The organism is Pseudomonas zeae, from assembly GCF_014268485.2.
Classification (GTDB): Bacteria; Pseudomonadota; Gammaproteobacteria; order Pseudomonadales; family Pseudomonadaceae; genus Aquipseudomonas; species Aquipseudomonas neuropathica.
Map to the genome: position 1 here is coordinate 457293 of NZ_CP077090.1, position 20333 is coordinate 477625.

At 60.0% G+C, this 20333-nt stretch carries 19 protein-coding genes; 12 read left to right on the forward strand and 7 right to left on the reverse strand.

What is annotated here, in order from left to right; translation table 11 throughout:
- The first annotated feature begins 34 nt into the window (after positions 1-34).
- The gene (gene gabT / locus HU754_RS01995) at positions 35-1312 is read left to right on the forward strand and encodes a 4-aminobutyrate--2-oxoglutarate transaminase (RefSeq protein WP_007917687.1); all 1278 of its coding nucleotides are present in this window, start codon (positions 35-37) and stop codon (positions 1310-1312) included.
- Positions 1313-1452: 140 nt separating this feature from the next.
- The gene (locus tag HU754_RS02000; RefSeq protein ID WP_186620814.1) at positions 1453-2664 is read left to right on the forward strand and encodes a response regulator; all 1212 of its coding nucleotides are present in this window, start codon (positions 1453-1455) and stop codon (positions 2662-2664) included.
- Between the two features lie 135 nt (positions 2665-2799).
- Here HU754_RS02000 and HU754_RS02005 read toward each other — a convergent pair whose 3' ends face one another.
- On the reverse strand, positions 2800-3789 hold the full coding sequence (locus tag HU754_RS02005) for a GGDEF domain-containing protein (protein WP_093440388.1): 990 nt from the start codon (positions 3787-3789) through the stop codon (positions 2800-2802).
- Between the two features lie 143 nt (positions 3790-3932).
- Positions 3933-5117 (reverse strand): delta-9 fatty acid desaturase DesA, encoded by a 1185-nt coding sequence (gene desA / locus HU754_RS02010; RefSeq protein WP_034151820.1) that lies wholly within the window; start codon positions 5115-5117, stop codon positions 3933-3935.
- A 146-nt stretch (positions 5118-5263) separates the two neighbouring features.
- On the opposite strand from desA, the gene dibA reads away from it, so the two are divergent.
- From dibA to HU754_RS02040, 6 genes are all read left to right on the forward strand, one after another.
- Positions 5264-7183, forward strand: coding sequence for a phosphodiesterase DibA (gene dibA, locus HU754_RS02015; protein ID WP_093440397.1), 1920 nt, complete (start codon positions 5264-5266; stop codon positions 7181-7183).
- A 237-nt stretch (positions 7184-7420) separates the two neighbouring features.
- Positions 7421-7603 carry a sulfur starvation response protein OscA gene (gene oscA / locus HU754_RS02020; protein ID WP_034151822.1) on the forward strand — a complete coding sequence of 61 codons (183 nt, stop codon included), beginning with the start codon at positions 7421-7423 and terminating at the stop codon, positions 7601-7603.
- Positions 7604-7738: 135 nt separating this feature from the next.
- Positions 7739-8752 (forward strand): sulfate ABC transporter substrate-binding protein, encoded by a 1014-nt coding sequence (locus HU754_RS02025; protein WP_034151823.1) that lies wholly within the window; start codon positions 7739-7741, stop codon positions 8750-8752.
- 173 nt (positions 8753-8925) lie between these two features.
- On the forward strand, positions 8926-9744 hold the full coding sequence (cysT, locus tag HU754_RS02030; RefSeq protein WP_038367238.1) for a sulfate ABC transporter permease subunit CysT: 819 nt from the start codon (positions 8926-8928) through the stop codon (positions 9742-9744).
- A 13-nt stretch (positions 9745-9757) separates the two neighbouring features.
- Positions 9758-10630 (forward strand): sulfate ABC transporter permease subunit CysW, encoded by an 873-nt coding sequence (cysW, locus tag HU754_RS02035; RefSeq protein WP_034151824.1) that lies wholly within the window; start codon positions 9758-9760, stop codon positions 10628-10630.
- Between the two features lie 3 nt (positions 10631-10633).
- The gene (locus tag HU754_RS02040) at positions 10634-11623 is read left to right on the forward strand and encodes a sulfate/molybdate ABC transporter ATP-binding protein (protein ID WP_034151825.1); all 990 of its coding nucleotides are present in this window, start codon (positions 10634-10636) and stop codon (positions 11621-11623) included.
- 108 nt (positions 11624-11731) lie between these two features.
- Here the strand turns inward: HU754_RS02040 and HU754_RS02045 are convergent, their stop codons facing one another.
- Positions 11732-12256, reverse strand: a complete 525-nt coding sequence (locus HU754_RS02045) for an Mpo1 family 2-hydroxy fatty acid dioxygenase (protein WP_186620812.1) — start codon at positions 12254-12256, stop codon at positions 11732-11734.
- An 84-nt stretch (positions 12257-12340) separates the two neighbouring features.
- Here HU754_RS02045 and HU754_RS02050 point away from each other — a divergent pair, with 84 nt between their 5' ends.
- Positions 12341-13018, forward strand: a complete 678-nt coding sequence (locus tag HU754_RS02050) for a Crp/Fnr family transcriptional regulator (RefSeq protein ID WP_186620810.1) — start codon at positions 12341-12343, stop codon at positions 13016-13018.
- A gap of 124 nt (positions 13019-13142) precedes the next feature.
- Here the strand turns inward: HU754_RS02050 and uraH are convergent, their stop codons facing one another.
- Entirely contained in the window at positions 13143-13553 is a 411-nt protein-coding gene (gene uraH, locus HU754_RS02055) for a hydroxyisourate hydrolase (RefSeq protein WP_093440416.1), read from the reverse strand.
- A 12-nt stretch (positions 13554-13565) separates the two neighbouring features.
- Positions 13566-14051: a GlcG/HbpS family heme-binding protein gene (locus HU754_RS02060; RefSeq protein WP_186620808.1), complete on the reverse strand. Its 486-nt coding sequence runs from the start codon at positions 14049-14051 to the stop codon at positions 13566-13568.
- Positions 14052-14187: 136 nt separating this feature from the next.
- Here HU754_RS02060 and HU754_RS02065 point away from each other — a divergent pair, with 136 nt between their 5' ends.
- Both HU754_RS02065 and HU754_RS02070 read left to right on the forward strand, forming a co-directional pair.
- The gene (locus tag HU754_RS02065) at positions 14188-14868 is read left to right on the forward strand and encodes a heavy metal response regulator transcription factor (protein WP_064117464.1); all 681 of its coding nucleotides are present in this window, start codon (positions 14188-14190) and stop codon (positions 14866-14868) included.
- Entirely contained in the window at positions 14858-16243 is a 1386-nt protein-coding gene (locus HU754_RS02070) for a heavy metal sensor histidine kinase (RefSeq protein ID WP_186620806.1), read from the forward strand. The genes HU754_RS02065 and HU754_RS02070 overlap by 11 nt, the downstream gene beginning before the upstream one ends.
- A 103-nt stretch (positions 16244-16346) precedes the next feature.
- Here the strand turns inward: HU754_RS02070 and HU754_RS02075 are convergent, their stop codons facing one another.
- On the reverse strand, positions 16347-17351 hold the full coding sequence (locus HU754_RS02075) for an AraC family transcriptional regulator (protein ID WP_093440427.1): 1005 nt from the start codon (positions 17349-17351) through the stop codon (positions 16347-16349).
- Between the two features lie 100 nt (positions 17352-17451).
- On the opposite strand from HU754_RS02075, the gene HU754_RS02080 reads away from it, so the two are divergent.
- Entirely contained in the window at positions 17452-18522 is a 1071-nt protein-coding gene (locus HU754_RS02080; RefSeq protein ID WP_093440431.1) for a fatty acid desaturase, read from the forward strand.
- A gap of 200 nt (positions 18523-18722) precedes the next feature.
- Here HU754_RS02080 and HU754_RS02085 read toward each other — a convergent pair whose 3' ends face one another.
- Complete coding sequence (locus HU754_RS02085; RefSeq protein WP_186620804.1) at positions 18723-20333, reverse strand: arylsulfatase; 1611 nt, start codon at positions 20331-20333, stop codon at positions 18723-18725.

Consider the following 20333-nt stretch of genomic DNA (forward strand, 5'->3'; position numbering starts at 1 on the left):
CACGCCGCCCGATGAGCGGCGAATGAGGACTGTAATGAGCAAGACTAACGCTGAACTGATGGCCCGTCGTACCGCAGCTGTTCCACGTGGTGTTGGCCAGATTCACCCGATCTTCGCTGAATCGGCGAAGAACGCCACCGTGACTGACGTTGAAGGTCGTGAGTTCATCGACTTCGCCGGCGGCATCGCGGTACTGAACACCGGCCACGTGCACCCGAAAATCATCGCCGCCGTGACCGAACAGCTGAACAAGCTGACTCACACTTGCTTCCAGGTACTGGCTTACGAGCCGTACGTTGAGCTGTGCGAGAAAATCAACGCCAAGGTGCCAGGTGATTTCGCCAAGAAAACCCTGCTGGTCACCACCGGTTCCGAAGCCGTTGAAAACGCCGTGAAAATCGCCCGTGCCGCCACTGGCCGCGCTGGCGTGATCGCCTTCACCGGCGCTTACCACGGTCGCACCATGATGACCCTGGGCCTGACCGGTAAAGTCGTGCCGTACTCGGCCGGCATGGGCCTGATGCCAGGCGGCATCTTCCGCGCGCTGTACCCGAACGAACTGCACGGCGTGAGCATCGATGATTCGATCGCTTCCATCGAGCGTATCTTCAAGAACGATGCTGAGCCGAAAGACATCGCCGCGATCATCATCGAACCTGTGCAGGGTGAAGGTGGTTTCTACGTTGCGCCGAAAGAGTTCATGAAGCGTCTGCGTGCCCTGTGCGACCAGCACGGCATCCTGCTGATCGCTGACGAAGTACAGACTGGCGCTGGCCGTACCGGCACCTTCTTCGCCATGGAGCAGATGGGCGTTGCTGCCGACCTGACCACCTTCGCCAAATCCATCGCAGGCGGCTTCCCGCTGGCCGGTGTGTGCGGCAAGGCCGAATACATGGACGCCATCGCCCCGGGTGGCCTGGGCGGCACTTACGCCGGTAGCCCGATCGCTTGCGCCGCTGCGCTGGCGGTGATGGAAGTGTTCGAAGAAGAACAACTGCTGGACCGCTGCAAGGCTGTCGGCGAGCGTCTGGTTACTGGCCTGAAAGCTATCCAGGCCAAGTATCCGGTGATCGGCGAAGTCCGTGCCTTGGGCGCGATGATCGCGGTCGAGCTGTTCGAAAACGGCGACAGCCACAAGCCGAACGCCGCCGCTGTAGCGTCCGTTGTGGCCAAGGCGCGCGACAAGGGCCTGATCCTGCTGTCCTGCGGCACCTACGGCAACGTTCTGCGCGTCCTCGTACCGCTGACCTCGCCGGACGAGCAACTGGACAAAGGTCTGGCGATCATCGAAGAGTGCTTCTCGGAGCTGTAAGCCGCGCACTGTGTGATCGGATAGACAAAAAAACCCGCTTCGGCGGGTTTTTTTTCGCCCCGTGAACATATCAATTGCTTTAGCGCTGTATCGAATGGCCAGCATTGGCTAAGGTTCAGGCATTGCAAGGGAGAGCGCGCATGACTGCCGTTGATTTACCCGCCGTACCCCGAGTGCTGATTGCCGAGGCCGATCCGTGGTCCCGGGACCTGCTCAAACAAGTGCTCCTGAACGTGCGTTGCGATGCGCGGATAGACTTGTGCGCCGACGGGCAGCAAGCCCTGTCATTGCTCAGTGAAGTGCCGTATGACCTGGCGATCGTTGATTGGGAGTTGCCCGGCATCGATGGTTTGAGCGTGCTGCGCAGCGTGCGCCAGCGCAAACGCAATCCGCCGCTGCCGTTCATCCTGATGAGCAGCCGCAACGACAGCGCCAGCGTGCGCGAAGCGCTTCCGTTGGCACCAACGGCCTATCTGACCAAACCACTGAACATGGAAAGCCTGACCGAGCGTTTGCAGGGCTTGCTGCTGAATGCCGGTGAAGAGGTTTTCTGTGAAGTACCGGCATTGGCGCCGGGCATGACCTTGTCGGTGTTTCTCGAGCGACGTCGTGAGCAGGCTGACGGTGCGCCGTTGATGACTGATGTGCAGGTGGCGGTGAAGCGCAGCCTCAATCCCAATGGCCTCGATCTGAAGCTGTTGGAAGATGAGATCAAGACCGACCCACAAATCACGGCGGTGCTGATCGCTGCGGCCAACAGCGCGGCGCAGCACCATGGCGCGCCGGTGCAGACACTGGCGCAGGCCCTGCATCGGCTGGGCACCGGGCAGAGCATGAACCTGATTCTGGGGCTGGCACTCAAGCGCAGCGCCAGGCTCAGCGATCCATGTCTGGCGGACTATGCCGAACGTTACTGGGGGGTGTCGCTGCACACCGCTGAATATGCGCGCACCCTCGCGCGGCTGCTCGATCTCGATCAGGAACGCTGTTACTGCGCGGGCATGCTGCATCGCCTGGGTGATCTGGCGTTGTTGCGTTGTCTGCAGGAGTGGAAACAGGCCGGTGGAGAGCTGGATGAGTGGGAGGAGGTGGGCGACGCGCTGGCCGAGTTTGGCGCGGCTTATGGTTCGGCGTTGCGTACCCGATGGCGCCTGCCGCTGGAATTGCGGGAGCTGATTGCGTCGGTCTACCAACTCGGCGGCGGGGTGTATTCCCGTGAGGCGTTGGTGATGAACATGGCGGCGCAGATGGCGCATCTGACCGAGCATGAAGGCGTTGAGGAACTGGCGAAGAGTCGCACGGCGCGGTTGCTGAAGATTGGCTTGCCGGAATTGATGCGGATGCGCAAATAACCTGACTTACGCAACCCCCTGTAGGAGTGAGCCTGCTCGCGATGCTGAGTGTCAGACACCAACGGTTCGTTTGACACTCCGCTATCGCGAGCAGGCTCACTCCTACAATGGATCTCTGTGTAGCTGAGATACGGGTCAGGCAGAAATGATGCGGTTCTTGCCCTGTCGCTTGGCCTCATACATCGCCGCATCCGCGCGGGCGAACAGGCTGTCGAGGCTGTCGTCGGTCTCGGTCAGACTGGTCAACCCCTGGCTGACGGTGATACCGAATGTCTGGCCATCATGGCTGAAACTCAACCGTTGAATCTCCTGCTGCAGCCGCTCCGCCACTTGCATGGCCATGTCCGGTGCACAACCGGGAAATACCGCTGCAAACTCTTCGCCGCCAATCCGCCCGAACAGATCCCCTCGACGTAATGACCCGCGCCCGCACTCGGCAATCCGCTGCAACACGTTGTCGCCTTCGGGATGACCGTAGGTGTCGTTGATCATTTTGAAATCATCGATATCCAGCAGCAGAAAGGCCATTTGCGCGCCCTGCACCCGCGCTACTTCGAACTCGCGATTGGCGCACTCGAAGAAGTGCCGGCGATTGCTGCTTTGCGTCAGCACATCGGTAGTCGCCAAACGGTGCAGCTCGGTTTCCATCTGCTTCTTGTCAGTAATGTCTTCGGCGATGCCCACGATGATCACCGGCTGACCGGGTTCGTCCTGACGGTTGATGAAGCATTTGTCGCTGAGCCAGCGCACCTGGCCGTCGGCGGCGATGATCCGGTATTCGCGATCTTCCACCGCGCCTTTGTGCAGGACTTCGGCGAGGCTGCGTTCGGCGTAGTCGAGATCGTCGGGGTAGATGCTGTCGCGCCACTGGTTGTAGTCGGCGAGCAGCAGGCCGGCGGAACGGCCGAAAATCCGTTCATAGGCGGGGCTGACGTACAGCACCTGCCGGGTTTCCCAGTTGAAGGCCCAGAGCACGGCGTTGACGCTGACCAGCAAGGAGCTGAACAGCTGCTCGCGTTCGCTCAAGCGGGCGACCTCGCCTTGGGCGTGCATCAACGCCATCAGGGTTTGCGCGGCCTCGGGCCACTGCGGGAAGGATGAGTCTTTTTGATTGTTGTTGACCATCGGCACAGATCTCAAAGGACGTGCCGCAATTCGACAACGGCCACAGTACAGCCCGCCGGGATGGCGAAGTGTCTTTGAGATAGGCGATTTTTGGCGAAGTTCCGAAGGGTGCACCCGGGAGCCGGGTGCACCGATCAACGGTCTCAGACCGCTGCAGGACGCAACGAGTAGGTTTTCAACTGATCAGCAAATTCGCGCAGGGACTGGATGCCGCTGGCTTCTGCCTCGTGAATCCACTCTTTGATGGCCGCGAGCATGTCGTGGCCATTTGCGCTGGTCTTGACCCAGATCTGCTGCAGGGCCAGGCGTTTTTCGTAAATTACCTTCAGTGCCTGGCTGTGCTCGAGCATGGTCTGGATGCGCAAGTGATGACGATCTTCCAGCAGGCTGGTTTCCCGCGACAGCAGACGCTTGGCGCGGTGGAACTGGTGACGCACCGAATGATCGACCTTGGCCAACTCTTGCTTGACCAGCGGGCCGATTACCAGCTTGCGGTACTGGGCCATGATCTGGAAGCGGTTGTTGAGGATGGCCATCGCGGTGTCCATGTCCAGATTGCCCTTGCCTTCGACACGGTGGGCAATTGGCGCGACACGCTGGACCTTGGCCAGACGCAGGAAACAGAAGACTTTGATCCATGCCCAGCCGAGGTCGAACTCCCACTTTTTCACCGACAGCTTGGCCGAATTAGGGTAGGTGTGATGGTTGTTGTGCAGTTCTTCGCCGCCGATCAGGATGCCCCAAGGCACCAGATTGGTCGCCGCATCGCGGCATTCGAAGTTGCGATAGCCGACGGCATGGCCCAGGCCATTGATCACGCCAGCGGCCCACACCGGGATCCACATCATCTGGATCGCCCAGATGGTGATACCGATGGTGCCGAACAGCAGGAGGTCGATGACGCCCATGATCGCCACGCCCAGCAGCGGGTAGCGGCTGTAGACGTTGCGTTCGATCCAGTCTTCGGGGCAGTTCTTGCCGTAGATGCGCAGGGTTTCCGGGTTCTGCGCTTCGGCACGATACAGCTCGGCGCCGGTGCGCAGCACGGTGGAAAGGCCTTTGATGACCGGACTGTGCGGGTCATCTTCGGTTTCGCACTTGGCGTGATGCTTACGGTGGATGGCGGTCCACTCGCGGGTGTTCTGCGCCGTGGTCAGCCACAGCCAGAAACGGAAAAAGTGCTTCAGGCCGGCATTCAGCTCCAGCGAGCGATGGGCCGAGTAGCGGTGCAGATAGACCGTGACGGCGACAATCGTCACGTGGGTCATCAGCAGGGTGACTGCGACCAGAGACCAGGCCGACAAGCCAAGAAAACCTTCGTACCACATAGGCTATAGGGCCCTCGATAAAGATAAAAACAGCCGTTGCATTATCACCAAGCACACAGATAAAACCAGTCGCCCTTTCAGATAAGAGTCGCTGGATGTTTCTTGACCTATAATTCCAACCTTTTTGTAGGGACATGGACAGCCGAATGCGTGCCACTTACCGCGATGCTTTGCGTGCAGCGCTGCTCTATCTCGTACTTGCGGTTGTCTGGCTGCAGGGAACTGATCATTTATTAAACAATTTCTTCGATAACTCCGTCGATCTTGCCCGATGGCAACTGATCAACGGTTACGTGTTTGCGGCGCTCAGCGCCGGGCTGATCTTTCTGGCGCGGGCGCGCTTGTGCGAGTTTCTCGGAATCGGTGCGCGGTTGCGCGAGCGCCACGCTGATCGCGAACGCCTGCGTCAAGCGGCGGCCGTTTTCGATTGCACCCGCGAAGGGGTGTTGGTCACCAACCACCAAGGGCTGATCGTGCACGTCAATCGGGCGTTTATCGAGATCACCGGTTATCAGCGTGAAGAAGTCCTCGGGCAGCAGCCGAGCCTGTTCAAGTCCGGTCACCATCCGCCGGGGTTCTACCAAGCGATGTTCGCCACCCTGGAGTCGCAGGGCGAGTGGAGTGGCGAGATCTGGAATCGGCGTAAGAGCGGCGAGATTTATCCACAGTGGCAAACCATCCGGGTCATTCACGATGATCAGGGCCGGCTCAGCCATTACGTTGCGGTGTTTTCCGATATCAGCGCCATCAAGGATTCCGAGCATGAACTCAAACACTTGGCGCACCACGATCCGCTGACCGATCTGCCCAATCGCCTGCTGTTCAGCGACCGCGCCGAACAGGCGCTGGCTTCGGCGCAGATCCACAAGCGCGGCTGCGCGTTACTGATGCTCGATCTCGATCATTTCAAAATGATCAACGACAGCCTTGGCCATAACGTCGGCGATCGCTTGCTCAAGGCAGTCGCGGCGCGCCTGCAAGAACTGTTTGGCCCCGGTATTACCCTGGCACGCCTGGGTGGCGACGAGTTCGCGGTGTTGGCAGAGAGTTGTCCACAGCCGGTGCAGGCAGCGGCGCTGGCGCAACGGATTCTCGATGCGCTGAAGGAGCCGTTCAGCATTGATGGCAATCAGTTGTTCATCAACGCCAGCCTCGGCATCAGCCTGTTCCCCAGCGACGCGCTAAGCGCCGAGCAACTGTTGCGCAATGCCGATGCGGCGCTGTTCAAGGCCAAGAGCAGCGGCCGCAACGGTTATGCCTTGTATACCGAAGAACTCACCGCCCACGCCCAGCAACGTGTGGAGATCGCATTCGAGTTGCGCCGGGCGCTGGAGCAGCAGGAACTGCGGGTTTATTACCAACCGGTGCATGACTTGAAAACCAGTCGCTTGATTGGCGTTGAAGCGTTGGTGCGCTGGCAGCATCCGCAACGCGGTCTGGTCTCGCCTGCGGAGTTCATTCCGATTGCCGAACGCACCGGTTTGATCGCTGAAATCGACGCCTGGGTCATGCAGCAGGCGTGTCGGCAAATGTGCCAATGGCGGCAGGCCGGAGTGGTGTTGTCGTTTGTCGCAGTGAATGTCTCGTCGCGCCTGTTTGCCCGGCGCGAGTTGTACCAGCAGGTGGCGCAGGTGCTGCACGACACCGGACTGGATCCGGCATATCTGGAGCTGGAAGTCACTGAAAGTGCAGTGATGGATGATCCGGAAGTGGCGCTGGAGCAGATGCACCGTTTGCGCGAATTGGGTATTCGCCTGGCCATCGATGATTTCGGCACGGGTTACTCGTCACTGCTGCGGCTCAAGCGCTTGCCGGTGCAGAAGCTGAAGATCGATCAGGGTTTCGTTGCCGGGTTGCCGTGGGATGAGGATGACGTGGCGATTGTCCGGGTGATCATCGCGCTGGCCCGAAGCATGGGCATGCAGGTGCATGCCGAGGGCATCGAGCAGGTTGAGCAGGCGGCGTTTCTGCTTGAGCAGGAATGTGATCTGGGGCAGGGCTACTGGTTTGGGCGACCGGCTCCGGCGCAGGAGATTGATTGGGCGAGAACTCCGGTGGTTAGCTAAGACAGGGGCAAACTTGTTCCTGCGCTCAGCAAAGGGGCGCTCTGCGTCGGCCCAAAATCGCGGCGCAGAGCGCCGCCGGCTGCATTCCTTTGCTGCGCGTGGGAACGATCAGTTTTTCAGTTATATAAACATTCTTAAATAGTCTTTTTAAGAATATCCGCGCCTCTCTTATATTGCTCCCACGCCGAACGCAGTGCCGCCCACTGCCAGGCAAATCCCATTCAAAGGAGCAGCACCATGAGCGCATCCCTTCGCAGCGTTGACGGTCAGGACGAAACCACCATCTTGCGTGAAATCCAGAGCGCTCTGCGCGATCTGCGTTTCGGCGCGGTGGAGATCACTGTGCACAACGCCCAGGTCGTGCAGATCGAACGCAAAGAGAAATTCCGTTTGCAGCAACCGGGCAAACAACCGGGCTAAAAGATCGCAGCCTGCGGCAGCTCCTGCAGGGGGCTGTGCGTAGGAGCTGCCGCAGGCTGCGATCTTTGAACCGACAACACGATTCCCGAAATACATAAGAAAAAGCCACCACCCAGAATTCCAGGAGCTTTCACCATGTCGTCGATTCGCCGTTACGCTTTGGCCGCGCTGGCCAGTGCCGTGTTTGCCGGTTCCGCCGTTGCCAAGGATTACGAGCTGCTCAACGTGTCGTATGACCCGACGCGCGAGCTGTATCAGGACTACAACGCTGAATTCATCAAGTTCTGGCAGAAAGATCACGCCGGCGACACCGTGAAAATCCAGCAATCCCACGGCGGTTCGGGCAAGCAGGGCCGTGCGGTGATCGACGGTCTGCGGGCTGACGTCGTGACTCTGGCGCTGGCTGGCGACATCGACGAAATCGCCAAACTCGGCAAGACCCTGCCCGCCGACTGGCAGAAGCGGCTGCCGGAAGCGAGCACGCCGTACACCTCGACCATCGTCTTTCTGGTGCGCAAGGGCAACCCGAAAGGCATCAAGGACTGGGGCGATCTGGTCAAGAACGATGTTTCGGTGATCACCCCGAACCCGAAAACCTCCGGCGGCGCACGCTGGAACTTCCTCGCCGCATGGGCCTACGGCCTGAAAGCCAACGGCGGTGACGAAGCCAAAGCCAAAGAATATGTACAGACCCTGTTCAAGCACGTGCCGATTCTCGACACCGGTGCACGCGGTTCGACCATTACCTTCGTCAACAACGGTCAGGGTGACGTGTTGCTGGCCTGGGAAAACGAAGCGTTCCTGGCACTGAAAGAAGATGGCGGCGCCGACAAGTTCGACATCGTCGTGCCTTCGCTGTCGATCCTCGCCGAGCCGCCGGTTGCCGTGGTCGACAAGAACGCCGAGAAAAAAGGCAACGAGCAGATCGCCGAAGCCTACCTGAAGCACCTGTACAGCCCGGCCGGTCAGGAAATTGCCGCGAAGAACTTCTACCGTCCGCGTGATAAGGACGTGGCTGCCAAGTACGCTCAGCAGTTCCCGAAACTGGAACTGGTGACCATTGACAAAGACTTCGGCGGCTGGAAAACCGCGCAGCCGAAATTCTTCAACGACGGTGGCGTGTTCGACCAGATTTATCAGGCGCAGTAATCTGACTTCAGCCACACATCAAGCCTGAAGCCAGGCGCAGAAAATGTGGGAGCGAGCTTGCTCGCGAAAGCGCAGTGTCAGACGACGTGGAGTTGGCTGATACTCCTTCTTCGCGAGCAAGCTCGCTCCCACATGGGTGCGTTCAGCGGATCGCTTTTTAACCAAGGACTTTTATGTCGCGTCGTATCTCCCCCGTCATACCCGGCTTCGGGCTGACGCTGGGCTACACCTTGGTGTACCTCAGTCTGATTGTGCTTATCCCGCTGGCGGCGATGTTCGTCCACGCCGCGCAACTCACCTGGGATCAGTTCTGGACGATCATCTCCGCACCGCGCGTGCTGGCCGCCCTGAAGCTGAGCTTCGGCACCGCGCTGTGTGCCGCGATCATCAACGGCATCATTGGCACGCTGCTCGCTTGGGTGCTGGTGCGCTACACCTTCCCGGGGCGCAAGGTGATCGACGCGATGATCGATCTGCCGTTCGCCCTGCCGACAGCGGTGGCCGGTATCGCGCTGACCGCGCTGTATGCGCCGGCCGGTCTGGTCGGGCAATTCGCCGCTGACCTCGGTTTCAAGATTGCCTATACCCCGCTGGGTATCACGTTGGCGCTGACCTTCGTCACTCTGCCGTTTGTGGTGCGTACCGTGCAGCCGGTGCTGGCCGACATTCCCCGTGAAGTCGAGGAAGCCGCCGCGTGCCTAGGTGCTAAACCCTTGCAGGTGTTCCGCCACATCCTCGTTCCCGCATTGTTGCCCGCTTGGCTGACTGGTTTTGCCCTGGCCTTCGCCCGTGGCGTCGGTGAGTACGGTTCGGTGATTTTCATCGCCGGCAACATGCCGATGAAAACGGAGATCCTGCCGCTGCTGATCATGGTCAAGCTCGACCAATACGATTACACCGGCGCCACCGCCATCGGCGTGTTGATGCTGGTGGTTTCCTTCGTTCTGTTGCTGCTGATCAACTTGCTGCAGCGGCGCATCGAAACCCCATAAGGAGGCGCGAACCATGTCCCAATCGTCTATTGCGGCCGCCTCTTCGGCCAATGCGGCACGCCGTGGCAGTGCCACTTCGCGCAGGGTCCTGATCGGCCTCGGCTGGCTGGTTTTTTTCCTGTTTCTGCTGCTGCCGTTGTTTATCGTCGTATCGCAGGGTTTGAAGAATGGCCTCGGTGCATTTTTCACCGCGATCTTTGAACCGGATGCCCTGTCGGCATTGAAACTCACCGTGTTCGCCGTGCTGATTTCGGTGCCGTTGAACCTGGTGTTCGGGGTCAGCGCCGCGTGGTGCGTGAGCAAATACTCATTCCGTGGCAAGAGCATGCTGGTGACGCTGATCGACCTGCCGTTCTCGGTGTCGCCGGTGATCGCCGGTCTGGTCTACGTGTTGATGTTCGGCGCACAGGGCCTGTTCGGCCCGTGGTTGCAGGATCACGACATTCAGATCGTCTTCGCCCTGCCGGGCATTGTGCTGGCGACGATCTTCGTCACCGTGCCGTTCGTGGCCCGTGAGCTGATTCCGTTGATGCAGGAACAAGGCACGCAGGAAGAGGAGGCCGCGCGCCTGCTCGGCGCCAACGGCTGGCAGATGTTCTGGCATGTCACCGTGCCGAACATCAAGTGGGGCCTGATCTATGGCGTGGTGCTGTGTACCGCGCGGGCCATGGGTGAATTCGGTGCGGTGTCGGTGGTCTCCGGGCACATTCGCGGGGTGACCAACACCTTGCCGCTGCACGTCGAGATCCTCTACAACGAATACAACCACGTGGCCGCGTTCGCCGTGGCGAGCCTGTTGCTGATCCTGGCGCTCTTCATCCTGCTGGCCAAGCAGTGGAGCGAAAACCGTATCAACCGCCTGCGCGCCAGCGCCGCGGAGGAATAATTCATGTCGATCGAAGTGCGTAACGTCAGCAAGAATTTCAATGCGTTCAAGGCGCTGGACAACATCAGCCTGGATATCCACAGCGGCGAACTGGTCGCGCTGCTCGGCCCCTCGGGCTGCGGCAAGACCACGCTGCTGCGGATCATCGCCGGTCTGGAAACCCCGGATAACGGCAATATCGTTTTCCACGGTGAAGACGTCTCCGGCCACGACGTGCGTGATCGCAACGTCGGCTTCGTGTTCCAGCACTACGCGTTGTTCCGGCACATGACCGTGTTCGACAACGTCGCGTTCGGCCTGCGCATGAAACCGAAAAACCAGCGTCCGAACGAAAGCCAGATCGCGGTCAAGGTGCATGAGCTGCTGAACATGGTGCAGCTGGACTGGCTGTCGGATCGTTATCCGGAGCAGTTGTCCGGTGGTCAGCGTCAGCGGATTGCTCTGGCACGCGCCTTGGCGGTCGAGCCGAAAGTGCTGCTGCTGGATGAGCCGTTCGGCGCCCTCGATGCCAAGGTGCGTAAAGAGCTGCGCCGCTGGTTGGCTCGGTTGCACGAAGATATCAACCTGACCTCGGTGTTCGTGACCCACGACCAGGAAGAAGCGATGGAAGTCGCCGACCGCATCGTGGTGATGAACAAGGGTGTGATCGAGCAGATCGGCTCACCGGGCGACGTCTACGAAAACCCGGCCAGCGATTTCGTTTATCACTTCCTCGGCGATTCGAACCGCTTGCTGCTGAGCGACGACAACCACGTGCTGTTCCGCCCGCATGAGGTGTCTTTGTCCAAGCATGAGCTGGAAGATCACCATGCGGCTGAGGTGCGTGATATTCGACCGTTGGGCGCGACTACGCGAGTGACGTTGAAGGTCGAAGGGCAGACGGATCTGATCGAGGCCGAAGTGGTGAAAGACCACGACAGCCTGATCGGCTTGGCCAAGGGTGAAACCCTGTTCTTCAAGCCGAAGGTCTGGCAGAAAGTCGCCAGCCTCTAAGGTCAAAAGCTTCGCGAGCAGGCTCGCTCCCACAGGGATTTTGGTTGTTCACAAATTTTGTGTTCAACACCCACCCACTGTGGGAGCGAGCCTGCTCGCGAAAGCGGTCTAAACAGCCGCACGATTCGGATTAACTCGTACCATCCCCGCCCGCGCCTCGATCTGCTCTTTCAATTCATGCCGCATCCCGAGCATGAACGCCAACTCGGCCACGACAAACAACGGCCCGACAATCAGCCCCGAGACATCATCGACAAACGCCGGTTTGCGCCCTTCATAGTGATGCCCGACAAACTGGATCACCCAGCCGACCACAAACATCGCCAGACCACTGCTCAGCCAGACCAGGGTGCTCTGCTGCGCCAGCACATGCCCGGCCCAGACTGACAGCCCCATCAGCAGCGTCATCAGCACCCCGAACTTCACCTCCAGACGCAGATAAAACCACGCCGAGGCCAGCGCCACGACAACGGCTGGAGATATCCACAAGCCGCCCAGCGACCATTCTGGCCGCGACAACAAAACCGCCACCGCCACCACGATCAGCGGAATGCCGATAAAGTGGCTGGCGATGTTGCGCGGGTCACGGTGGTAGGCGGCGTATTGACTGAGATGGTCGACGAGGCTTTTCATTGTTGTTCCTCCGGTAGGGTTGATCGCATCATCCCTCGGGATCAGGGTTCGCTCTGTCAGGCAGGCGACAGTCCAGGAGTGTTTATGCAAATACGTTCACGGTTGATGAGCGGCCAATGGTTCAGTCATCTGCCGGCGTCCTTTCAGGATAGTCTGCTGGCGGCTGTGCGAGAGCGACGGCTAACGGCGGGGCAGCGCTTGTTCCAGCGCGGCGATGCGCCGTGCGGCTTGTACGCGGTGCTCGATGGCGTCGTGCGTATAGGCGCGGTGAGCGAGCAGGGCAAAGAGGCGTTGTTGAGTCTGGTCGAGGCGCCGCACTGGTTCGGCGAAATCTGCCTGTTCGATGGCCAGCCGCGCACTCATGACGCCTATGCAGTCGGGCCGTGCACCTTGCTCAATATCCCTCAGGCGACGTTGCTCAAACTGCTCGACGAACACCCGGTGTACTGGCGGCACCTGGCGCTGCTGATGAGCCATAAACTGCGCCTGACCTTTATCAATCTCGAACAACTGAGCCTGCTGCCAGCCCCGGCACGCTTGGCCCATCGCTTGCTGATGATTGCCGAAGGCTACGGCGAACTCGATGCGCCACGCCGCGTTCTGCAACTGCCGCAGGAGCAGTTGGCATCGATGCTGTCGCTGTCGCGGCAGACCACCAACCAGATCCTCAAGGATTTGCAGGGGCAGGGGATTATCGGACTTGGGTATGGAGAGATCGAAATCCTTGATGCCATGCGATTGCGCGCTCTCGCCACGATCTAGGATCTAACACCGAACCATGTAGGAGTGAGCCTGCTCGCGATAGCGGTCTGTCAGTCACAGATTGATCAACTGACAGATTGCTATCGCGAGCAGGCTCACTCCTACAGGGGCATTTGTGTAGGGCTCAGGAACCGCGATAGGTCGAGAAACCGTACGGGCTGAGCAGCAGCGGGATGTGGTAATGCTGATCGGTCTGCTTCACTTCGAAGATCACCGGAATCTCCGGGAAGAACGTGTCGTGCTTGACCTTCTTGAAGTACTCGCCGGTCTTGAACACCACGCGGTATTCACCCGCTTCAAAAGGCTGTTTGGCCGGGAACAATTCGGCAATTCGCCCCTGTTCATTGGTCGTGCCTTGAGCCAGTGGCTGCCAGTTCTGGCCGACGTGTTTCTCCAGCGTCACGTTGATACCTGGCGAAGGCAGGCCGTTTTCCAGATTGAGCACGTGCACGCTCAGGGGATTGCCGGCAGCCAGAGCCAGACTGGAAAAAGCGCTCAGGCCGAGCGCGGCGAAGGTCATGCGCAAAGTGCTCATGGATGCATCTCCTTATTGGGAACGGGTAGTGGCCAGACCGGTTTTCCCGGCAGCCTTGATCGCACAGTTTTCGTCTTGCTCGCCGCCGCCGGAACCGGCTACACCCATCGCGCCGACCAACTCATTAGCAGCGAACAAAGGGATGCCGCCGCCGAGCAACAGCAACTCGTCGAGGGTGTTGAGGTTGGCGGTTTCCGGGTTGCTGCGAGCGCGTTCGGCGAACAACCGGGTCGCGGTCTTGGTCGACAGCGCGGTGTAAGCCTTGCGCTGGCTGGCAACAGTGTTGTGCGGGCCTACGCCATCGCCGCGCAGGGTCACTAGAAGATTGCCGCCCCGATCGAGCACCGACACCGTGCCGGTGCAGTTGGCCATTGCCGTGTCGGCGAGCAGCCGTGCAGTTTTCAGGTCGAGATCAGCGTGACGCGGCAGCTCAAGACTGGCGGCAGCGACGCCACTGAGGCCGATCATCAGGCTGGCTACAAAGTATTTGACAGTCATGGACAGGCTCCAAAAACGAAGGTCGCCACCTTAATCGCCGGTCTTCGTCAGAACCTCGTCAGTCTGATTACAAGTTTGTAATGGGCAACGCCACCGAAGGCGCCTAGCCTGTACGCCTGATTAATCGAGGTGTGCCATGCGTTTGCTGGTCGTAGAAGATGAAGCCAAAACCGCGAATTTCCTCGCCAAAGGCCTGGGCGAGTCGGGTTTTGCCGTAGACGTGGCGCTCAATGGCCTCGATGGGCGCTATTTTATCGAGCAACAGGCATATGACCTGATCATCCTCGACGTGATGCTCCCCGGCCTCAATGGCTGGCAGCTGCTGCAACTGATCCGTCAGCGCGGCGCCACACCGGTGTTGTTCCTGACCGCCAAGGACGCCATTGAAGATCGCGTGCGCGGCCTCGAGCTGGGCGCCGATGATTACCTGCTCAAACCCTTCGCCTTCGCCGAACTGCTCGCGCGGGTGCGCACGTTGTTGCGGCGCGGGCCGATGCGCGAAGCCGAGTCGTACACCATCGCCGATCTGGAAATCGATGTCCTGCGCCGCCGCGTCAGCCGTGGTGGCCAGCGCATTGCCCTGACCAACAAGGAATTCGCTCTGCTGCAATTGCTCGCCAGTCGCCAGGGCGAAGTGCTGTCGCGCACGCTGATTGCCTCGCAGGTGTGGAACCTGAATTTTGATAGCGACACCAACATGGTCGAAGTCGCGGTGCGGCGTTTGCGTGCGAAAGTCGATGACCCGTACATGCCGAAACTGATTCACACCGTGCGCGGCGTCGGTTATCAGTTGGAAGCTCCTGACGATGCGCTCTAGGTCGATCGCCTGGCGTTTGGCGCTGGCGTTCGCGATGGTTTGCGCTTTGGTGTTGAGTGCGATTGGCGTGTTTCTCTATCGTTCGCTGGCCTCGGAAATCGCCTACCGCGACGACCTCGCGTTACTCGGTCGACTGGAGCAAGTGCGCGCCTTGCTCGCCGACAGCGACAGCCTGGGGGCTTTGCAGGCTCGACCACGTTTGTATCAGAACATGCTCGGTAATCTCGACAGCCTGTTGCTGGTGCGCCGCGCCGATGGTTCCAGTGTGATCGCCATCAATCCACGTCAACGCGATCTGCCAACCCTCAACGCGATCCCGCGCGAGCAAGCGCCGCAGCGCGGTGATGTGTTGACGTGGCAAGCGCCGGACGGTGCCGAACTCGCGTTGTTGTCCGGCGAAGCGCAAGGGCCGAACGGCGAGCCGCTGACGGTCATCGCCGGCAAGGTACTGAGCGAGCGCGAGCAGATGCTCGCCAGTTACCGTTTGCGCTTGTATCTGGCGGTCGGCCTCGGTGCGTTGCTCGCTTTTGCCTTGGGCTTGGTATTGCTACGCCGTGGCCTGCGACCGTTGCGGCAGTTGAGCGAAGCGGTACGCGGTATCGATCTGCGCAGCCTCGATCAACGCTTGCCCGCCACCGGCACGCCCGCCGAACTGCTTGAGCCGGTGCAGGCGCTCAACGGCATGCTGGCGCGGCTGGACGACAGCGTGCAGCGCCTCTCGCAGTTTTCCGCCGATCTCGCCCACGAGATACGTACGCCGCTGCACACCTTGTTGGCGAGCAACGGTCAGGCGCTGAATCATCCACGCAGCACCGAGGAGTATCAGGAAGTTCTCGCCTCGAACATGGAAGAGTTCGAACGGCTCAAGCGCATGGCGGAAAACCTGATGTTCCTTGCCCGCGCCGAGCAGGCCGAGAGGGCGCTAAATCTGCAAATCCTGGATTTGCACGGCGTTGGCGGTGAACTGTGTGATTACTTTGAAGCTTTGGCCGATGACCGCGACCTGCGGCTGGACAATCAACTGCATGGCGAATTGCTCGCCGATCAGCAGTTGCTGCAACGGGCGCTGGGCAATTTGCTGGCGAATGCCGTGCGCCACGCTGATTCCGGAACCGTGATCAGCCTGCGCCGCCGCGACGAATCGGGCTGGTGCTGGTTACAAGTGCACAACCATGGCCCGGCCATTGCGTCGGAGCATCTGGGCAAACTGTTCGACCGTTTCTACCGCGTCGATCCTTCGCGCGCGGAGCCGGGGGATTCGGGTGGGCTGGGGTTGGCGATCGTGCAGTCGATCATGCAGTTGCATGGTGGGCAGGTGCGGGTGAACAGTGATGTTGGCGGCACCATTTTTGAGCTGGGCTTTGCGTTGAATTAAAGGGCGCTATCGCGAGCAGGCTCACTCCTACAATTGGAATGCGTTCCCCTTGTAGGAGTGAGCCTGCTCGCGATGGCGCCAGATCAGACAAACTGATTCTGGATCAGCGCAACCCATCACGAAACTGCCCCGGCGTCAGCCCCGTCCAGCGTTTGAACGCGCGGCTGAAACTGCTGGTGTCGGCGAACCCGAGCAAATAACTCACCTCACTCAGCGAACACTGCGGATCGCGCAGGTGCAGCAGCGCCAGATTCTCGCGGCTCTCGTTGAGCAACGTATCAAAGCGACAACCTTCATCCGCCAGATGCCTTTGCAAACTGCGCAAACTCAGGTGCAACGCCTGAGCAATGCGTTCTGCACTCGGCTCACCTTCCGGCAATTGTTCTTCAATCGCATCGCGCACCTTGCGCTCCCAAGTCAGCGGTTGAAGCTGGGCCATCGTGCGTTTGAGCACCGCTTCATTGTGTTCAGCGAGTTCCGGATTGGCGTCGTCGAGGTGGCTGTCGAAGTCGGCGAGGGCGAATTCCAGACGATCCTCGACACAACCGAAATGCACCGGAGCGCGGAAGACTTTGTGCCACTGGTGCGCATCGCTCGGCTCCGGGCGGCGCAGATAAACCGCCAGCGGTGCGTAATCACGGCCGAGACGATTGCGGCAGGTGCGCACGTAGATCGCGGTGAACGCGTCGATGGCTTCGAAGGCTGGTGCGGGATTGCCTGATGGAATTTTCAGACGAAATTGATAGCGGTCGTCGCCACGACTCAGCTCCAGTTCCAGCGCATCGCTGACCACGGGGTGATAGCGCACGATGCGCTCGAACACCTCGCGCAAACTGCCGCTGGCGACCAGCGCATAACCGAGGGCATGGAACGTGGTCGGGCTGACGAAGCGCGACACGCGCAGACCAATCGCCGGGTCGCCACTGACCTGCACGGCAATTTCCCACAGGCGCGTGGTGCCGGACAGTGGATAGCGCGCGTTGGGGTCGTCCATCAAGCTCGGATCGAGCCCGGCCTGTTGACACAGGGCAATGCTGTCCAGTCCCAGCGCATCGAGTTGCTTGCGCAAGGCACGGGTCCAGCTGGCGAGGGAGGTCGGTTCCTTCATGCTGATTGGCGCTTCCGGTCAACAGGTTGGCGTTCTCGGCTACCGCAATTGAAGCGTTGGCGAGGCACGATGCGAACATCATAAACCCGAGGATGGAAGCATGGACGGTACTTCTGCAAGTCCCCAGCGACACAATGCGGCCCAGCGATCAGCGCATATTCGTGAAGTGGTGCTGGCCAAAGGCGTCGAATTGCGCGAGCGCTACCCGATTCTCCAGCATCAGGATGCGCTGGGCGCGGGGATTCTGGCCTTTGCCCTGATCGGGATGATCGGCTCGGCGACGCTGTACATCACCGGCCATATGGCGTGGTGGGTTTGTCTGGTGCTCAACGCGTTTTTTGCTTCGTTGACCCATGAGCTTGAGCACGACCTGATCCACAGCATGTATTTCCGCAAGCAGCGCGTGCCGCACAACCTGATGATGGGCCTGGTGTGGCTGGCGCGGCCGAGCACGATCAACCCGTGGATCCGTCGGCATCTGCACCTCAATCACCATAAGGTCTCCGGCACTGAAACCGATATGGAAGAGCGCGCGATCACCAACGGCGAGCCGTGGGGTTTTGCACGTTTGCTGATGGTTGGCGACAACGTCATGTCGGCGTTCATCCGCATGCTGCGAGCCAAGACCTGGGCGCACAAGTTCAGCATCATCAAGCGCACGCTGAAGGTCTACGCGCCGCTGGCGCTGGTGCATTGGGGGGCGTGGTATGTGTTTCTCGGCTTTCATGCGGCCAATGGCATTGCTTACCTGCTGGGCGCGCCGATCGACTGGTCAGCAACCACGTTGTCGGTGATGCAGGTGATCGATATCGCCGCCGTGGTGATCATCGGCCCGAACGTGTTGCGCACCTTTTGCCTGCACTTCATCAGTTCGAACATGCATTACTACGGCGATGTCGAGCTGGGCAATGTGCTGCAGCAATGTCAGGTGCTGAACCCTTGGTGGCTGTGGCCCTTGCAGGCGTTCTGCTTCAACTTTGGCAGCAGTCACGGAATTCATCATTTTGTGGTGAAGGAGCCGTTTTATATTCGCCAAATGACGGTGCCGGTGGCGCATAAGGTGATGCGTGAGATGGGTGTGCGGTTCAATGATTTCGGCACGTTTGGGCGGGCGAACCGGTTTGTTCGTCGGGATGAAGTCGCGGTGTCTGGGGAGGCGGTGGAGGCCTGACGAGTTGCCCTCACCCTAGCCCTCTCCCGGAGGGAGAGGGGACCGACCCGGGGATATTGAGGAGTTACACCGAAGTGAAAGAGCTTTGTCGAATCCATAATCGACCCGATTTTTCAGGTCGATGTTTGACGAAAGACACCTCGGTCGGCCCCCTCTCCCTCCGGGAGAGGGCTGGGGTGAGGGTGTTTTTGATCTTGCCCTCAGTCCGGCTGAAACGGCGACTCACTGAGAATCACCCCAGTCTCCTCGACATACTGCTGCCAATGCCCGATCAACGCGCTGAGCTTCTCCGGCCGGCTCACCGCCAGATCATGAATCTCCCCCGGATCACTGCTCAAATCATACAGCTGCCAGGTCGCCGGCCCGACCGGCCCGGGGATCCACACCGCTTTCCACGACCCCTGGCGAATCGCCCGACGCCCGAACAATTCCCACCCTGTCACCGTGTGCTCGTCATGCACCTGCGCAGTCTCACCCGACAAGAACCCCAGCCACGATTTGCCACGTAGCGGCGCCACCGGTTTGCCGTGCCAGAGCTTGCCCGGATGGCGCACACCCGCCAGATCGAGAATCGTCGGTGTGACGTCCATCACCGTGCCGAAACCATGGCTGATCTGCCCTTTGATCGCCAATTGCGGATAGTGCAACAGCGCCGGCACCCGGATCCCGCCTTCAGTGGTAAACGCCTTGAACAACCGTGATGGTGCGGTCGCCACCTGTGCCCAGTTCGGCCCGTACCAGACATAGGAGTTAGCCCGGCCAATGTTGTCGAGGCTGTTGTCGTAATGCTGGCTGAGGTACGTCACCAGTTCCGGGCCGAATTTCGGAAATGCTTCAAGCAGCGCGCCTTCGGCACCGTTGTCGGACATGAACAGGATGAACGTGTTGTCGAGCTGCCCCTGCTGGCGCAGATAATCGACAACCCGACCGATGTTCCAGTCCATGCGCTCGACCATCGCTGCGTAGACCTCCATGGCCCGCGCGGAAATCTGCTTTTGCTCCTCGCTCAACGCGTCCCACTGCTGGGTCAACTGAATCAGTGGATGCGGCTCGACGTCTGGTTCGATCAGGCCGAGGGCTTTGAGTTTTTCCAGGCGTTCCAGGCGCAGCACTTCAGGGCCGGCGTCATAGCGCCCACGGTATTTCTCGACGATGTCGGCGGGCGCCTGCAACGGCCAGTGCGGTGCGGAGAACGGCAGGTAAGCGAAGAACGGCCGGGTCTGGTCACGTTCCTTGAGGTACTGCAGCAACTTGTCGCCGAAGGCATCGGAGGAATAGAAATCCTTCGGCAACTCATCGAGAAACGTATCGTCTTCAATGTACAGCGCCGGCGTGGATTTCAGCAGGCCTGGCGTTTGCTCATCGTAGGTCGGTTCGAAACCGTAATGGTTCGCCGCGCCGGGCAGCAGCGAAAACGAGCGCTCGAAACCTCGTGCATGGGGCGCCAGTTCAGCCTTCAAACCCAAGTGCCATTTGCCACTCATCAAGGTTTGATAACCGGCCTCGCGTAACAGCTCGGGCAGTGCGACGACGCGGTCATTGAGATAACCCTCGTAACCCGGTTTACCGATCAGTTCCGGCGTCAGCGTTTCGGCCATGGTGCCGATCCCTGCGATGTGGTGGTCGGTGCCGGTCAGCAGCATCGAGCGGGTCGGCGAGCAGGTCGGTGCGGTATGAAAATCGGTCAGGCGCAGGCCATTGTTGGCCAGGGCATCAAGGTGCGGCGTGGCGATTTCGCCGCCGAAGGCACCGATGTCGGAAAAGCCGAGATCGTCGGCCAGAATCACCAGAAAATTGGGACGTTGCGGCAT

Coding starts and splice junctions, on each gene's coding strand:
- dibA (WP_093440397.1), top strand. CDS start 5,264: ATGCGTGCCACTTACCGCGATGCTTTGCGTGCAGCGCTGCTCTATCTC.
- HU754_RS02005 (WP_093440388.1), bottom strand. CDS start 3,789: ATGGTCAACAACAATCAAAAAGACTCATCCTTCCCGCAGTGGCCCGAG.
- HU754_RS02065 (WP_064117464.1), top strand. CDS start 14,188: ATGCGTTTGCTGGTCGTAGAAGATGAAGCCAAAACCGCGAATTTCCTC.
- HU754_RS02040 (WP_034151825.1), top strand. CDS start 10,634: ATGTCGATCGAAGTGCGTAACGTCAGCAAGAATTTCAATGCGTTCAAG.
- HU754_RS02070 (WP_186620806.1), top strand. CDS start 14,858: ATGCGCTCTAGGTCGATCGCCTGGCGTTTGGCGCTGGCGTTCGCGATG.
- HU754_RS02050 (WP_186620810.1), top strand. CDS start 12,341: ATGCAAATACGTTCACGGTTGATGAGCGGCCAATGGTTCAGTCATCTG.
- HU754_RS02085 (WP_186620804.1), bottom strand. CDS start 20,333: ATGCCGCAACGTCCCAATTTTCTGGTGATTCTGGCCGACGATCTCGGC.
- oscA (WP_034151822.1), top strand. CDS start 7,421: ATGAGCGCATCCCTTCGCAGCGTTGACGGTCAGGACGAAACCACCATC.
- gabT (WP_007917687.1), top strand. CDS start 35: ATGAGCAAGACTAACGCTGAACTGATGGCCCGTCGTACCGCAGCTGTT.
- HU754_RS02060 (WP_186620808.1), bottom strand. CDS start 14,051: ATGACTGTCAAATACTTTGTAGCCAGCCTGATGATCGGCCTCAGTGGC.
- HU754_RS02000 (WP_186620814.1), top strand. CDS start 1,453: ATGACTGCCGTTGATTTACCCGCCGTACCCCGAGTGCTGATTGCCGAG.
- cysT (WP_038367238.1), top strand. CDS start 8,926: ATGTCGCGTCGTATCTCCCCCGTCATACCCGGCTTCGGGCTGACGCTG.
- cysW (WP_034151824.1), top strand. CDS start 9,758: ATGTCCCAATCGTCTATTGCGGCCGCCTCTTCGGCCAATGCGGCACGC.
- HU754_RS02045 (WP_186620812.1), bottom strand. CDS start 12,256: ATGAAAAGCCTCGTCGACCATCTCAGTCAATACGCCGCCTACCACCGT.
- uraH (WP_093440416.1), bottom strand. CDS start 13,553: ATGAGCACTTTGCGCATGACCTTCGCCGCGCTCGGCCTGAGCGCTTTT.
- HU754_RS02080 (WP_093440431.1), top strand. CDS start 17,452: ATGGACGGTACTTCTGCAAGTCCCCAGCGACACAATGCGGCCCAGCGA.
- desA (WP_034151820.1), bottom strand. CDS start 5,117: ATGTGGTACGAAGGTTTTCTTGGCTTGTCGGCCTGGTCTCTGGTCGCA.
- HU754_RS02075 (WP_093440427.1), bottom strand. CDS start 17,351: ATGAAGGAACCGACCTCCCTCGCCAGCTGGACCCGTGCCTTGCGCAAG.
- HU754_RS02025 (WP_034151823.1), top strand. CDS start 7,739: ATGTCGTCGATTCGCCGTTACGCTTTGGCCGCGCTGGCCAGTGCCGTG.